This window comes from Desulfuromonas acetexigens (genome assembly GCF_900111775.1).
In the GTDB taxonomy this organism is placed as follows: Bacteria; Desulfobacterota; Desulfuromonadia; order Desulfuromonadales; family Trichloromonadaceae; genus Trichloromonas; species Trichloromonas acetexigens.
Genome location: NZ_FOJJ01000037.1, coordinates 158,331 through 171,283 on the forward strand (window position 1 = coordinate 158,331; position 12,953 = coordinate 171,283).

Here is a 12,953-nt window from a genome sequence, read left to right on the forward strand (position 1 = left end):
CCTTTTCCCTGCGAGGCTTTTCATGACCAGCGAACCGACTGAACCGTTGCCACCCGAAGATGAGGACCTCTGTATCCGCGAGATGAGCATCGACGATTTTCCCATCGTCTTTCATATCGGCGAGGACCTCTTCACCTCGGACTATTCCCCCAGCATGTACCGAACCTGGGACGAGTACGAAATCACCACCCTCTACAATTCGGACAGCGAACTCTGCCTGGTCGCCGAACTGGGTGAAAAGATTCTCGGCTTCGCCCTCGGCACGACTGTGGAAAAGAGTAATTCCGCCTGGAAATACGGCTATCTGGTCTGGCTCGGCGTACGCCCGGGCCTGCAGAAAGGCGGAGTCGGCGCCGCCCTCTTCAAGGAGATCAAGCGGCGCATGCGCGAACAGGGGGTGCGCATGATCATCGTCGACACCGATGCCGACAATACGGCGGGGATTCACTTCTTCCAGAAACAGGGCTTCGGCAACATTCAGCAACATGTCTACATGACCCTCAACCTTTCGCGCAAGAGTCCGAAAAAACGAAAAAAACCGGAGAAGAATAAATGACCGCGACCTGCGACGCCCTCTGGCGCGCCATCGACCCGACCCGCCTGCGCCACATCTTCATGGAGATGTTGGAAATCTACTCGCCCACCGGCAAGGAAGAGGATGTTCAGCTCTATCTCGAGGACCTGCTGACTCAGGCCGGCTTCACCGTCGAACGGCAGATCGTCGAGGAGGACCGTTACAACCTGCGGGTGACGATCGGCTCAACGCCGCCGCGCCTCTATCTGGTCGGCCACGTCGACACCGTGACCGCCTGGGATCTGGAGGAATTCGGCCCGCGCGAAGAAGAAGGGATCATCTACGGCCTCGGCAGCGCCGACATGAAGGGGGGCTGCGCCGCCATGGTCGAGGCCTTTCTCGCCCTGGCCACCCTCCCCGAGGAGGAGCGTCCCCCGGTCGGCCTGCTGCTGGTCGTCGGTGAAGAAGAGAACGGCGACGGCAGCGCCGCCTTTCTCGCCGGGGAAACACCCCCCTGGGTGGTGATCGGTGAACCGACCTCCCTGGCGGCCTGCTTCAGCCACTACGGCTACCTTGAAGCCGGACTCATCACCCGCGGCCGCCGCACCCATTCCTCCCTCCCCGAACTGGGGCACAACGCCGTCGAATCGATGCTGCGGGTGCTGCTCCTCCTCGGCCGCCACCCCCTCTTCGACCGGGAGACCCCGGAACTGGTCTATTCCATCCGCGAACTCAGTTCCTCCCGCGCCGGCTTCGTCGTCCCCGACCGCTGCGAAGCCTGGATCGACCTGCATCTGCCCCCCGAAACCGACCCGGCGGCGGTGCGCCAAGCGATGGAAACCCAGGTCGAAGTCGCCGCCAGCGCCGTCGACAACCTCGACCTGGAGATGACCTTCACCTTCGATTCCCGGGGCTACCGGCTCGATTCCGACAACTGGCTCGCCACCGAACTGGCCGAACTCTACCCGCGCCTCGGCCTCCCCTTGAAGTTCGACGCCTTCCGCTCCCACTCGGACGGCAACCTTTTTTTCGAAGCCGGGGTCCAGCCGCTGATCCTCGGTCCCGGCTCCCTGGAAACCGCCCACACCTCCGACGAGCAGACGATCTTTTCCGAAGTCGTCGCCGCCGCCCGCATCTACGCCGCCCTCTGTCTGGCGGCCAAATCCGCCCCCTGAGCGAAGCCGAAGGGCGTAAAAAGTCTCGACCTGCGCTCCCTTTTCTGATATCAATAAAACATTGTTTGTTTATCAGAGAAGGAGGAACGGATGGAAGGATTTCTGACGACAGTAAAAGAAACGGTCAATCCAGCGACCCAGGCGGTGGGGGTCAATCTGGTACGCGATGCGGAGACGCTCGCGGGGCAAAAAATCCGCCTGCGCGACAAGCATTTAGCGGTCTGCCAGCAGATCGCCTACAGCCGTTATTACGGCTGGTCGACCTGGTGCACGGCGGAGACCAGCCATTGCGTCCTCGGCGCGGCAGCCACCGGCTTGGTCGCGCCCCCTGAGCGGGTGCTCTCCGGCGCGGTCAATTGCTCGGTCTACCAGAAAGATGAACTGGCCGCCCGCTCCATGCAGCAGTCCATGCCGCGCCTGAGCGAACGAATCGCCGGGGTGCTGACCTATCCTCTGAGCCGACCGCTGGCAGGGATGGAGCCCGACCTGGTCGTGCTCTACGTCAACGGCGCCCAGGCCATGCGCTTCATCCAGGCCTTCCTCTATCATCAGGGGGGGGAATTCGTCATGAAAAGTTCGGGGGATGCCGGGGTCTGCGCCCGGGGGATCGCCCAGGTGGCCAAGACCGGCGAGCCGGTAATAGAGATCCCCTGCCTGGGGGATCGCCGCTTCGCCATGACTCAGGATCACGAACTGATCGTCGGCATTCCCGCCGGGTGGCTGGAGCGGACGGCGGAAGGCCTGGCCGCCACCCACAAGGCCGGCATCCGCTACCCCATCCCCTTCCAGATTCCGGAACGCTGTGAGCTGCCGCCGACCTTCACCACCGGTGCCGAGGATCGCTGAAGGCCACACCCTCATGAAGCGCGAAACAAAGACGGCAGGGACGGTTCGCGAACCGTTCCTGCCGTCGTCTTTTTAACCGTTTTCGCTTCAGCCGATTACTTGCCGGCTTCCGTCGCTTCGCTGCTGGCGGTCACGCCCTTGGCGATGCCGATGACCAGCATCACGGCCGGAACCAGCTGGGTGGCGACGATCAATCCAAAGAAGCCGAGAAAGAGCCAGACGAGGAGGCCACTGCCGCCGCTCGCGGAACCGGCGGCAAATGCGCTGGTGGCCAGGGTCAACATTCCGGTGGTGAGCAGGCTGGTGCGGGCGATGGCTTTCATGGTCTCCTCCTTTATAAGGTCGGGTTCGTTGCGATGGTTAGTGGGCGCTCTGTTTCGCTTCTTGTGCTTTCGGCTCGGCCACGGCTTTGACGATACCGAACATGACCAAGAGGGCCGGGATGAGCTGGGCGGCGACGATCAGGCCGCAGAAGCCGAGGAAGACCCAGACGACGATGCCGCTGTGGTCGGTGCGGGTCGAGGCGGCGAATGCGGGAGCGGCCAGGGCGGAAAGAGCGAGAGTGGCGGATGCGATCAGGGATTTGACTTTCATGATGTCCTCCTATGGATGCAGGTGATTAGCTTGAGGCGTTGTGCCTTGCTGTTGTCTTTATCTAAAGCGAGGAGCGTACCAATCTTGGAAAAATCCCATAAAATATTTTCAATTTATTGAAATCACAGAAGAAAAAACAAACGCCGAGGGCCTGCGCGAACATTTCGCAGGCCCTCGGCGTATAACACAAATATACATTTATTCGTTATCCTGGTTTCGTTAAATTTGCCTAAATCACATTCAACCAACTGTAATCAATGATGATTCGCCTGATTTCAGGGTGTATCTGTCTTTTATACAGGTGTATGAGCACTAATCGGACAGGATCTATTCGTTCCGGAAGCACGCCGTCCGCTTTTCCAGAAAGGCCCGCATCCCCTCCTTCTGGTCCGCCGTGGCGAAACAGAGGGCGAAGAGATCCGCTTCCATGGCGGCGGCGCGCAGGCTTTCCAGTTCCAGCCCGTTGACCACCGCCTCCTTGCACAGCCGCACCGCCACCTGCCCCTTGCCGGCGATCTTCCCCGCCAGCGCCCGCGCCTCCTCCAGCAGCCGCTCCGCCGGCACCACCCTGTTGACCAGGCCGATGCGCCAGGCCTCGGCGGCGTCGATCATCTCGCCGGTCAAGAGCAGTTCCAGCGCCCGGCCCTTGCCCACCAGACGCGGCAGACGCTGGGTGCCGCCCCAGCCGGGGATGATGCCGAGATTGACCTCGGGCTGGCCGAAGCGGGCGTGCTCCGCCGCGATCCGCAGGTCGCAGGCCATGGCCAGCTCGCAACCGCCGCCCAGGGCGTAACCGTTGACCGCCGCGACCACCGGCTTGCGCCCCTGCTCGATACGGTTGAGCACCTCCTGGGCGAGGAGCGCGCTCTCCCGCGCCGCCAGCGGCCCCATGAGCGCCATCCCGGCCAGGTCGCCACCGGCGACAAAGGCCTTCTCCCCGGCGCCGGTGACGATCACCACCTTGACCCCCGCGTCCTCCTGCACCGCCGAGAAAAAGTGCCGGAGTTCCTTGAGGGTTTCTAGATTCAGGGCATTGAGCGCCTGCGGCCGGTTGACGGTGAGCAGGGCGATCTCGTCGGCGATCTCCACCAGCAAATTGACATATTCCATGGCCGCGTCCTTTCTCATCGGGAATTGTTCGAGTAAACTTGTCGACAACCGAGTCTATCGGATTAATCTTTCACATGGGTTTGAATTATGCCGGATTTTCCCCATTTTTCCAGGCCCGAAACGCGCAAGGAGGCGCCCATGAGAATCATCCTCTTTGGTCTCGCCCTGCTTTTCACTCTCGCCGCCGTCGCCCAGGCCAAAACCAGCGAACATCATCTGACCATCGATCGGCAGGCTGTCGACATCACGGGACAACCTGTAGAAAAAATCACCGTCAACGGCACTATCCCCGGGCCGACCCTGCATTTCAGCGAAGGGGACGAAGCCGTCATCCACGTCACCAACCGCATGGACCGGCCGACCTCCATCCACTGGCACGGGCTGCTGCTCCCCGATGCCATGGACGGGGTGCCGGGCTTCGGCGGCTTTCCCGGCATCGCTCCGGGCGAAACCTTCACCTACCGCTTCACCATCCGCCAAAACGGTACGTACTGGTATCACGCCCACAGCAGCGCCCAGGAGCAGGACGGTCTCTACGGCGCCCTGATCATCACCCCCCGGGACGGCGATCCCGTCGCGGCCGATCGCGACTATGTGGTGCTGCTCTCCGACTACAGCGAGGAGGATGCCGAGCGCATCCGCGCTAACCTGAAGATGGACGGTGAATACTATCAGAACCAGCGCCGCACCCTTTTCGACTTCTTCGCCGACGTGCGCCGGCAGGGTCTCGGCCCGACCTGGGCCACGGCGAAGGCCTGGGGGCTGATGCGCATGGCCCCCACCGACCTCGCCGACGTTTCCGGCTACACCTTCCTGGTCAACGGCCAGACGCCGGAAGTGAACTGGACGGGGCTCTTCACCCCCGGCGAGCGGGTGCGCCTGCGCTTCATCAACGCCTCGGCGATGACCTTTTACGATGTGCGCATCCCCGGGCTGAAAATGACCCTGATCGCGGCGGACGGCCAGCCGGTGGAGCCGCTGGAGATCGACGAGTTCCGCTTCGGCATCGCCGAAACCTACGACGTCCTCGTCACCCCACCGGAGGCGAAGGCCTACACCATCGCCGCCGAATCGCTCGAACGGGCGGGCTTTGCCCTCGCCACCCTCGCCCCCGCGCCGGGCCTTAAGGGAGAAATCCCCAACCAGCGCCCCCGCCCGCTGCTGACCCTGGCCGACATGGGCATGGGCCACGCCGGGCACGATATGACGCCGCCGGCGGCGGCCGAACCCGCCGGCCACCATGAGTCCATGGCGCATCACGGCCACGGGACGGCACCGGCCGCCATGGATCACGCCCCACCGCCGTCCGCGACCGACGATTACGCCACCGGCGTGCCCGGAAGCGGTTGGGCCGAAAGCGGCGCGCCCCCCGGAACCCGGCTGCTGGCCTACCAGGATCTGCGTTATCTGGGGATGCGAAAGGATGTCCAGCCGCCGGAACGGGAGATCGAAATCCGCCTGGACGGCAACATGCACCGCTACGTCTGGACCATCAACGGTAAGAAGTTTTCCGAAGCGGAACCGATTCATCTCGCCTACGGCGAGCGGGTGCGGCTGAAGTTCGTCAACGACACGATGATGGCTCACAGCATGCACCTGCACGGCATGTTCGTGCAGCTGGAAAACGGCCAAACAGCCGCCAAACTGCCCAACAAACATACGCTGATCGTCGCCCCCGGCGACACCCAGGCCGCCTGGCTGACCGCCGACGAACCCGGCGAATGGGCCTTCCACTGCCACATGCTCTATCACATGCTTGCCGGCATGATGACCCAGGTCGTCGTCGCCAAGGCCGCACCGGGCACGGGGCACACCCATACCATGGACCATGCCGGGCATGCCGACCACAGCCGGACCGCGCACGAAATCGCGGCGCCGAAGGCGGTGACGCATGCGCTGAAGGAACATGGCGGCGGGATCTTTCACGCCTTCCGGCTGGAGGCGGGGCTGGGACAGGGGGATGGAGAGAACCTGGCGGAATGGGATTTCGACGGCTGGATCGGCGGCGACGAGCACAAACTCTGGATCAAGAGCGAGGGGGAGCGAACCGCCGGGGAGACCGAACAGGCCGAGGCCTGGCTGATGTACAGCCGTATGATCGCGACCTTCTGGGATCTGCAAATCGGCGCGCGGCACGATTTCCAGCCGACCTCAACCGCTTATCTGGTTTTGGGCATCGACGGGCTGGCGCCCTTTTTTCTCGAAACGCAAGCCCATCTCTTTCTCAGCGACGAGGGGGACGTCAGCGCCCGACTGCGGATGGAAAAGGATGTTCTCCTCACCCAGCGCCTGATCATCCAGCCCTATCTCGAAGGGGAACTGTACGCCCAGGATGTCCGTGACCGAAGCATCGGCGCCGGCCTCGCCGACCTCGAAATCGGCCTTCAGACCCGCTATGAATTCTCCAAAAGATTCGCGCCCTACCTCGACCTGCGCTACGAACGCAAAACCGGCGAAACCGCCGCCATCGCGAAAAGACAGGGCGAGGACCGTGATGCGAGTGTTGTTATGCTGGGATTGAAAGTGCTGTTTTGAGGCGGGAAGGTTCAAGCCGGGGTCTTTGAACCCGCCATTTCCTCTTCCACCTTTTTAACCATCCGACTGACCGTCGCGTAGTGGATGCCCAGAAAATCCCCGATCTCCTTGAGGGAATAACCGAAATCCACATGCGCCCGGCGCATCCGTAGATTGCGCTCGGCCCGGTCGCCGATGACCTCATCCGAGAAAAGCTCCTCCAGCGGCGGCCGCAACGCCAAGCGCTGCTCACGGGGGATTTCCGTCGGCGTCTGCCGATCATCCAGCAGGTCCATCAGCTTGTGGGCGAAATCGGCGCCGCCGAGAAAGATCCGTCCGGTCAGCTCATCCCAGGGGCGGTCGTCCTTCGGCGCGGCGGCGACGAACTGCCGGTAATGGGCCTGCGCCGCTTCCCGGGTTTCACCGAACTGGCCAAGAATCCAGTCGATTTCCAGCCAGGTCGGCGCGGGCACAAGCCCGGCCGTGGCCTGAAAGCTGCTCCAGGGCCAATCCTCCACCTTCTTGGTCAGCCTGGCGGCGACCGGGTTGCGGACGATGTAGCGGCACAGTTGCAGCAGGTAGCTTTCCTTTTCGACCAGAATCGCCTTGAAGCGCCCCTGCATGACGTGCCCGGCCTGCTCGTGGCGGCGGTTGTAGGCCTGGGTGTAGACGCCGTTGAGCTGGCGCATCCCTCGCGACAGGTTCGGTTCGGGGGTTTCGATGAGCAGATGATAGTGGTTGCCCATCAGGCAATAGGCGTGGCAGCGCCAGCGGAAGCGGCCGACAACGGTTTGCAGCACCTTGAGAAAGGCCGCGCGGTCGCCGTCATCGGCGAAGATATCGTGGCCGGCGTTGCCCCGCGAGGTGACATGATAGACCGCGCCGGGATATTCGATGCGTAATTGTCGGGCCATGGAGGAAAGTCCTTTCGTGGAATTCTGGCGGAGCAAGATGCGACCCCGGTTCGGAGGGGTGTTCGAGATTGACCATTTCCCGTTTTTGTTGTACGGTTTTTCTGTACATATCAAGGAGGTGTCACGATCATGCTGCAAACGACCTATACCAACGCCAGGGCGAATTTCGCCGGACTCTGTGACGAAGTCACCGAAAACAGAGAGATCGTCGTCATTCGTCGCCGCAAGGGAAGCCCTGTCGCGATGATTGCCGCCGATGAATTGCAAAGCCTGGTGGAAAGCGCCTATCTGATGCGCTCTCCTAGAAATGCCGAGCGACTGCTTTCCGCCTTGGAACGCGCATTGAAGGGGGGCGGAGAGGCCTCTTCCCTGAATTCGCTCCGTGCCGAGGTCGGGCTTGAAGACTAGAGCGCGGGATGCCGTTTTCCAACCCGAATTCCGCGAAGACTTGCGGTATTGGGTCGAGACCGATCGCAAGCTTGCGTTACGCGCCTTCGATCTGATCGAAGCCGTCATGCGCGACCCCTTCTCCGGCATCGGCAAGCCGGAACCGCTCAAATACCTGGCGAGCGGCGCATGGTCAAGACGCCTGACTCAAGAGCATCGGATAGTCTATCTCGTCAGGGATGACCGCATCGATTTCCTCCAGGCGCGCTACCATTATTGACCCTGCGCTCTTCTTTATTGTTACGAGGCTGTTCCTTCCTCCGGTCGGAACAGCCCTCCAATTGTGTCGGAGCAAGATTTGACCCCGGTTCGGAAGTGTGATTTCAGGCTGCGTCGAGGATTTGGCCTTCTCGCCGGGCGATTTCGATAATCGCGCTGGAATCGTCTTCCCGCCATTGCCGGGAACCGCAGGGGATCGGCTCAATGCGGCTGTCGATCCGGGCGGCGAGGCGCCAGAGCAGATTGACGGCGCTGCGATCGCGCAGATCGTCGAAGAGGGGAGAGACAACCAACAGGTCGATGTCGCTCCAAAGGTGGGTCTTTCCCGTCGCCTGCGAACCGAAGACAACGGCAAGTTCCACGTCGGTACCCATCTCTTTGAGAGCGGCGAGATATTTTCTGACCGAGATCAGAACAGATTGTTCAAGCATTCCAGAAGCCTTCTAATTTTGTGGAGATATGCGGTGGTTTCGGCGGCCGATAGCGGGGGCAAGTGAAGCTCCGGGTAACGTCCTTCGATATTAAAGCTGTTGACCTCCGCCAAAAGGTCCAACTGCTCGGGTTCCAAACTCAAGGCCGCCCTTTCCGCAAGTCTAACCAAGTTATGGATCGGGGGAGCGAGTTCATTCGTCACCCGACAAACGAGAGCCTTGAGGGTCTTTTCCAATGACAGATGGGCGAAAAACAGGCCGTGCCTGAGTTTGCCCCTCGCCACGAGATCTTCGGCGACATCCCAGTCCTCTTGCGCGCCGGAGCGCCAATGCTCTATCTGTTTGTCTACATTGACCATGGTTTTGATTTTATTGGAGAACCAAAGAAGGTCAAGGAAATAGTCAGTATCTATGTGGCTGTGACGGGGCAAGATGTGACCCCGGCTGAGGGACCAACACCTCGGGGGGATTGTCAGCGTTGGTCAGGAGGCTTTCGAAAGAACGGCCGCGGCCCATTGATTGAGGCTCATACCGTGGGCTTCGGCCATCATTGCCGCGCGGGCGTGAACTTCGGGGGGGACGCGCAGCATGAGTTTGCCTGAATAGGGGCGTTGCGGCGCCTGGCCGACTTTTTCGCAGGTCGCCAGATAGTCGTCGACCGCTTCACGAAAGGCTTCGCGCAGTTCTTGGACGCATTCGGCGTGAAAACCGACGACGTCCCTGATGCCGGCGATGCGACCTATGAAGCAGCCGTCTTCTTCGCTGTACTCGATACGGGCGGCATAATCTTTATACGTCATGGTGCTCATGGTTTGACTCCCGCGTTTTCCAGAAACGTTCTGGCGTCACGCACCTGGTATTCATATTGCCTTGAGCACGACCCGCGCCATTTTCTTTACCGCGTCGCCATTCAAACAAAGGGTGTTTTTACTCAAGTTGGCATCATTCATGTCGCCGATTCGTTCTAGCCAAGCGCGGTGATGATGCTCCGATCTATTAATAGTATTGATGCGTGAAGTCTTGGTTTTTATCGAATCCCAGTTTCTATGATTTGAGTCGACATGCTGGTAGTAGAGGTAAGAAACGAAGAAAGTGGCGCCAATGGTGGTGAGCTGTTCTCCTCCCTCAAATGAAAATACATGGCGTCCCGTAGTCGCGCGCGTCATTTTTTAACTCCTCGCAAATTCGATTTGGATAGTAGTCAAACGCAATGTGAAAGTTTTTTGTTCATATGCATAGCTAAGTTTGGACAGTTGTTCCCGCGTTAGGGGGTCATATTTTGCAAAAAACATCCATACACGCCCCCCATCATCGAGACCTGCGTCCGTCAAACACGCCCACCGCCAATCCACGGCAAAAACCTTAACGCAATCGAACATCACCGACAAGGCCTAAATCCGGCCTCGGCCGCCCCTTTCCCGACCATCCCTTTTCTTGACACCCCGGGGGTAAAGTTGTATGAACAATCCCGGCCGCAAACGGGATTTTATTTTTCCTCCTTTGGCGACCGCTGGTCTTTTCGTCACGCAAGGAGTCGCGTCATGATGAATCTCAAACCCGAAGTCGTCGCACAGTTGGAGCGGGTGCTGTCGTCGCTGGAGCAGTTGCTGCCGACGGCGGTGGGGCCGGTGGACTGGAGCGTCTGCCATGCCGCCAACTGGCGCCGCCATTCCTTTTCCGGCTATCTGGAGCCGGTGGAGTCGGTCCCCTCGACCCGCCTCGACGATCTGCTCGGCATCGATGAACAGAAGTCGGTCGTTGAAGTGAATACCCGCCAGTTCCTCAAGGGCTATCCGGCGAACAACGTATTGCTCTGGGGGAGCCGGGGGACGGGCAAGTCGTCGCTGGTGCGGGCGCTGCTCAACAGCTACGCCGACCAAGGGCTGCGGGTGATCCAGGTGGACAAAGAGGATCTTATCCATCTGCCCGGCATTTTCTCCGCCATCAAGGGCCAGCCCTACAAATTCATCCTGCTCTGCGACGACCTTTCCTTCGAGCACGGCGAGCTGACCTACAAGATGCTCAAGAGCGCCCTCGACGGCTCGGTCTACGCGGCGCCGAAGAACGTGCTCATCTATGTCACCTCCAACCGCCGCTACCTGATTCCCGAATATCCCACCGACAACCTCGGCTCGAAGCTGGTCAACGGCGAGGTCCATCACGGCGAGGCGATCGAGGAGAAGATTTCCCTCTCCGACCGTTTCGGCCTGTGGGTGGCCTTCCATGTCTTCACCCAGGATCACTACCTGCGGGTGGCGCAGCAGTGTGTGGAAAAGCTCTGCCGCGAGCAGGGGGTGCCCTCGCGCTGGTCGGAAGAGGCGCGCAAGGCCGCCGTCCAGTGGTCCCACGACAAGAGCAAGCGGTGCGGGCGCACCGCGTTGCAGTTCGCCAGTCACTGGGTCGGCCGCGATCTGCTCAAGGGCTGAGCATGACCAAAAAGGATTGCATCTTCGCCGCGCCGCGCCCAGCGGCGCCGTTTGCTTTTACCGCCGAGGTGGCCGGGGTTTTTGACGACATGCTCGACCGCTCGGTGCCGCTCTATCGCGAGAGCCTGCGCCGCCAGGCGCAACTGGCGGCGCGTTTCTATCGGGAGGGAACGCGCATCTACGATCTCGGCTGCTCCAACGGCAACTTCGGCCTGGCCCTGGGCGCGGAGATGGGAGCGCGGGATTTTTCCATGGTCGCGGTCGATAATTCAGCGCCGATGCTCGATCGCTACCGGGCGCGGCTGGCGGCGACCGCTTTTGGCGAACGGATTGTGCTGGAAGAGGGGGATGCCCGCCAGGTCGCCATGGCGAACGCCTCGGTGGTGGTGATCAACCTGACCTTGCAGTTTCTCCCCCTGGAAGATCGCGACGCGCTGCTGGCGCGGGTGCATGAGGCGCTGGTGCCCGGCGGCGTGCTGCTGCTGACCGAGAAGGTGGTGGATGGGGACGCCGCCCTGGCCGAGCTGGAGCGGGAATTCTACTACCGGCTCAAGGGCGAAAACGGCTATTCACAAATGGAGATCAGCCAAAAGCGCGAGGCGCTGGAGAACGTGCTTATCCCCGAAACGCTGGCGGCGCACCGGGCGCGGCTGGAGCGGGCGGGATTTTCCGCCGTGACGGTCTGGCTCAAGTGGTTCAACTTCGCCGCCCTGTTGGCGCGCAAGGCGGATTAGGCGTGGAACGGCTGTTGGAGCGGGCCGAGCGGCTCGGTCTCGGTCCCTGGAAGGAAGCGCTGGCCGAACTGATCGCGGCCAAGACGCGGATGATCGCGGCGGATGGCAAGGGGCGGCGCTATCTGGCCAATGCGGCCGCATTGCCGGAGGTTACGCCGTCGGCTCTGGAGTTGGCCGGCGACCGGGTGCGCATCGGCGCCGCCGAGGATCTGGCGGCGGGGCAGGCCGATTCGCTGCGTAGCGCTCTGGAAAACCTCCGCCCCTGGCGCAAGGGACCGTTTTCCCTCTTCGGCATCGACCTCGACAGCGAGTGGGATTCCTCCCTGAAATGGAATCGCCTGGCCGGACATATCGCCCCCCTGGCCGGGCGCCGGGTGCTCGACATCGGCAGCAGCAACGGCTACTACCTGCTGCGCATGGCCGCGCACCAGCCGCAACTGGCCCTCGGCGCCGAACCCTACCTGACCTACTACTTCCAGTTCCAACTCCTGCAACACTACACCCGCCGCCCGGAAATCCTCACCCTCCCCGCCACCTTCGAGGAGTTGCCGACCCTCGAAGGCTACTTCGACACAGTCTTTTCCATGGGCGTGCTCTCCCATCGCCGCTCGCCCCTCGACACCCTGACGGCCATGCGCCGGGTGCTGCGCCGGGGCGGGCAGTTGGTGCTGGAAACCCTGGTGCTGTCCGGCGACGACGAGCTGGTGCTCTGCCCGGACGGCCGCTACGCCAAGATGAACAACGTCTACTTCCTCCCCACCGTGCGCGTCCTGCAAAACTGGCTGCGCCGCTGCGGATTTACTGACGGGCGCTGCCTCGACGTCAGCCTCACCACGCCGGAGGAGCAGCGCGCCACCCCCTGGGTCGGCACCGAATCGCTGACCGACTTCCTCGACCCCAAAGACTCTTCCCGCACCGTCGAAGGCTATCCAGCGCCAAGGCGGGCGATCCTGCTGGCCGAGGCGCGCTGAGTTCTCCGGGGGATAAAAGGGTGGCATTTTGGCCGGGACCTATACTAGAATCATCATT

General features: G+C 61.6%; 17 protein-coding genes. 9 read left to right on the forward strand and 8 right to left on the reverse strand.

Annotation, left to right across the window (positions count from 1 at the left end):
• The first annotated feature begins 22 nt into the window (after positions 1-22).
• From BQ4888_RS13000 to BQ4888_RS13010, 3 genes are all read left to right on the forward strand, one after another.
• A complete protein-coding gene (locus BQ4888_RS13000) occupies positions 23-556 on the forward strand; it encodes a GNAT family N-acetyltransferase (RefSeq protein WP_092057687.1) in 534 nt (177 codons plus the stop codon).
• Positions 553-1,689 carry a M20 family metallopeptidase gene (locus tag BQ4888_RS13005; protein ID WP_092057688.1) on the forward strand — a complete coding sequence of 379 codons (1,137 nt, stop codon included), beginning with the start codon at positions 553-555 and terminating at the stop codon, positions 1,687-1,689. The genes BQ4888_RS13000 and BQ4888_RS13005 overlap by 4 nt, the downstream gene beginning before the upstream one ends.
• A gap of 90 nt (positions 1,690-1,779) precedes the next feature.
• Complete coding sequence (locus BQ4888_RS13010; protein WP_092057689.1) at positions 1,780-2,535, forward strand: DUF169 domain-containing protein; 756 nt, start codon at positions 1,780-1,782, stop codon at positions 2,533-2,535.
• Positions 2,536-2,630: 95 nt separating this feature from the next.
• Here the strand turns inward: BQ4888_RS13010 and BQ4888_RS13015 are convergent, their stop codons facing one another.
• From BQ4888_RS13015 to BQ4888_RS13025, 3 genes are all read right to left on the reverse strand, one after another.
• Positions 2,631-2,858: a hypothetical protein gene (locus tag BQ4888_RS13015; RefSeq protein ID WP_092057690.1), complete on the reverse strand. Its 228-nt coding sequence runs from the start codon at positions 2,856-2,858 to the stop codon at positions 2,631-2,633.
• 37 nt (positions 2,859-2,895) lie between these two features.
• On the reverse strand, positions 2,896-3,129 hold the full coding sequence (locus BQ4888_RS13020) for a hypothetical protein (protein ID WP_092057691.1): 234 nt from the start codon (positions 3,127-3,129) through the stop codon (positions 2,896-2,898).
• Positions 3,130-3,456: 327 nt separating this feature from the next.
• Positions 3,457-4,239 (reverse strand): enoyl-CoA hydratase-related protein, encoded by a 783-nt coding sequence (locus tag BQ4888_RS13025; protein WP_092057692.1) that lies wholly within the window; start codon positions 4,237-4,239, stop codon positions 3,457-3,459.
• A 138-nt stretch (positions 4,240-4,377) separates the two neighbouring features.
• On the opposite strand from BQ4888_RS13025, the gene BQ4888_RS13030 reads away from it, so the two are divergent.
• Positions 4,378-6,774, forward strand: coding sequence for a copper resistance protein B (locus BQ4888_RS13030; protein ID WP_205748011.1), 2,397 nt, complete (start codon positions 4,378-4,380; stop codon positions 6,772-6,774).
• Positions 6,775-6,785: 11 nt separating this feature from the next.
• On the opposite strand, the gene BQ4888_RS13035 is transcribed toward BQ4888_RS13030, so the two are convergent.
• The gene (locus tag BQ4888_RS13035; protein ID WP_092057693.1) at positions 6,786-7,667 is read right to left on the reverse strand and encodes an REP-associated tyrosine transposase; all 882 of its coding nucleotides are present in this window, start codon (positions 7,665-7,667) and stop codon (positions 6,786-6,788) included.
• Between the two features lie 129 nt (positions 7,668-7,796).
• Between BQ4888_RS13035 and BQ4888_RS13040 the strand changes: the two genes are divergently transcribed.
• A complete protein-coding gene (locus tag BQ4888_RS13040) occupies positions 7,797-8,075 on the forward strand; it encodes a type II toxin-antitoxin system Phd/YefM family antitoxin (RefSeq protein WP_176374258.1) in 279 nt (92 codons plus the stop codon).
• Positions 8,065-8,334: a Txe/YoeB family addiction module toxin gene (locus tag BQ4888_RS13045; RefSeq protein WP_092057695.1), complete on the forward strand. Its 270-nt coding sequence runs from the start codon at positions 8,065-8,067 to the stop codon at positions 8,332-8,334. Before BQ4888_RS13040 ends, BQ4888_RS13045 begins: the two co-directional genes overlap by 11 nt.
• A 103-nt stretch (positions 8,335-8,437) precedes the next feature.
• Here the strand turns inward: BQ4888_RS13045 and BQ4888_RS13050 are convergent, their stop codons facing one another.
• Genes BQ4888_RS13050 through BQ4888_RS13065 form a run of 4 tightly spaced genes read right to left on the reverse strand, consistent with a single transcriptional unit; the run spans position 8,438 to position 9,930 of the window.
• On the reverse strand, positions 8,438-8,764 hold the full coding sequence (locus tag BQ4888_RS13050; RefSeq protein WP_092057696.1) for a nucleotidyltransferase domain-containing protein: 327 nt from the start codon (positions 8,762-8,764) through the stop codon (positions 8,438-8,440).
• On the reverse strand, positions 8,743-9,195 hold the full coding sequence (locus BQ4888_RS13055; protein WP_092057697.1) for a HEPN domain-containing protein: 453 nt from the start codon (positions 9,193-9,195) through the stop codon (positions 8,743-8,745). Before BQ4888_RS13055 ends, BQ4888_RS13050 begins: the two co-directional genes overlap by 22 nt.
• A 51-nt stretch (positions 9,196-9,246) precedes the next feature.
• The gene (locus BQ4888_RS13060; RefSeq protein WP_092057698.1) at positions 9,247-9,573 is read right to left on the reverse strand and encodes a type II toxin-antitoxin system HicB family antitoxin; all 327 of its coding nucleotides are present in this window, start codon (positions 9,571-9,573) and stop codon (positions 9,247-9,249) included.
• 51 nt (positions 9,574-9,624) lie between these two features.
• Positions 9,625-9,930, reverse strand: coding sequence for a hypothetical protein (locus BQ4888_RS13065; protein WP_092057699.1), 306 nt, complete (start codon positions 9,928-9,930; stop codon positions 9,625-9,627).
• A 375-nt stretch (positions 9,931-10,305) separates the two neighbouring features.
• Here BQ4888_RS13065 and BQ4888_RS13070 point away from each other — a divergent pair, with 375 nt between their 5' ends.
• The 3 genes from BQ4888_RS13070 to cmoB are packed head-to-tail and all read left to right on the forward strand — an operon-like array spanning position 10,306 to position 12,895.
• Positions 10,306-11,190 carry an ATP-binding protein gene (locus BQ4888_RS13070; protein ID WP_092057700.1) on the forward strand — a complete coding sequence of 295 codons (885 nt, stop codon included), beginning with the start codon at positions 10,306-10,308 and terminating at the stop codon, positions 11,188-11,190.
• 2 nt (positions 11,191-11,192) lie between these two features.
• On the forward strand, positions 11,193-11,924 hold the full coding sequence (gene cmoA / locus BQ4888_RS13075) for a carboxy-S-adenosyl-L-methionine synthase CmoA (RefSeq protein ID WP_092057701.1): 732 nt from the start codon (positions 11,193-11,195) through the stop codon (positions 11,922-11,924).
• A gap of 2 nt (positions 11,925-11,926) precedes the next feature.
• On the forward strand, positions 11,927-12,895 hold the full coding sequence (gene cmoB, locus BQ4888_RS13080) for a tRNA 5-methoxyuridine(34)/uridine 5-oxyacetic acid(34) synthase CmoB (RefSeq protein WP_092057702.1): 969 nt from the start codon (positions 11,927-11,929) through the stop codon (positions 12,893-12,895).
• Positions 12,896-12,953: the final 58 nt, after the last annotated feature.

Coding starts and splice junctions, on each gene's coding strand:
- BQ4888_RS13000 (WP_092057687.1), top strand. CDS start 23: ATGACCAGCGAACCGACTGAACCGTTGCCACCCGAAGATGAGGACCTC.
- BQ4888_RS13005 (WP_092057688.1), top strand. CDS start 553: ATGACCGCGACCTGCGACGCCCTCTGGCGCGCCATCGACCCGACCCGC.
- BQ4888_RS13050 (WP_092057696.1), bottom strand. CDS start 8,764: ATGCTTGAACAATCTGTTCTGATCTCGGTCAGAAAATATCTCGCCGCT.
- BQ4888_RS13035 (WP_092057693.1), bottom strand. CDS start 7,667: ATGGCCCGACAATTACGCATCGAATATCCCGGCGCGGTCTATCATGTC.
- BQ4888_RS13015 (WP_092057690.1), bottom strand. CDS start 2,858: ATGAAAGCCATCGCCCGCACCAGCCTGCTCACCACCGGAATGTTGACC.
- BQ4888_RS13010 (WP_092057689.1), top strand. CDS start 1,780: ATGGAAGGATTTCTGACGACAGTAAAAGAAACGGTCAATCCAGCGACC.
- BQ4888_RS13040 (WP_176374258.1), top strand. CDS start 7,797: ATGCTGCAAACGACCTATACCAACGCCAGGGCGAATTTCGCCGGACTC.
- BQ4888_RS13070 (WP_092057700.1), top strand. CDS start 10,306: ATGATGAATCTCAAACCCGAAGTCGTCGCACAGTTGGAGCGGGTGCTG.
- BQ4888_RS13020 (WP_092057691.1), bottom strand. CDS start 3,129: ATGAAAGTCAAATCCCTGATCGCATCCGCCACTCTCGCTCTTTCCGCC.
- BQ4888_RS13025 (WP_092057692.1), bottom strand. CDS start 4,239: ATGGAATATGTCAATTTGCTGGTGGAGATCGCCGACGAGATCGCCCTG.
- BQ4888_RS13065 (WP_092057699.1), bottom strand. CDS start 9,930: ATGACGCGCGCGACTACGGGACGCCATGTATTTTCATTTGAGGGAGGA.
- BQ4888_RS13030 (WP_205748011.1), top strand. CDS start 4,378: ATGAGAATCATCCTCTTTGGTCTCGCCCTGCTTTTCACTCTCGCCGCC.
- BQ4888_RS13060 (WP_092057698.1), bottom strand. CDS start 9,573: ATGAGCACCATGACGTATAAAGATTATGCCGCCCGTATCGAGTACAGC.
- cmoA (WP_092057701.1), top strand. CDS start 11,193: ATGACCAAAAAGGATTGCATCTTCGCCGCGCCGCGCCCAGCGGCGCCG.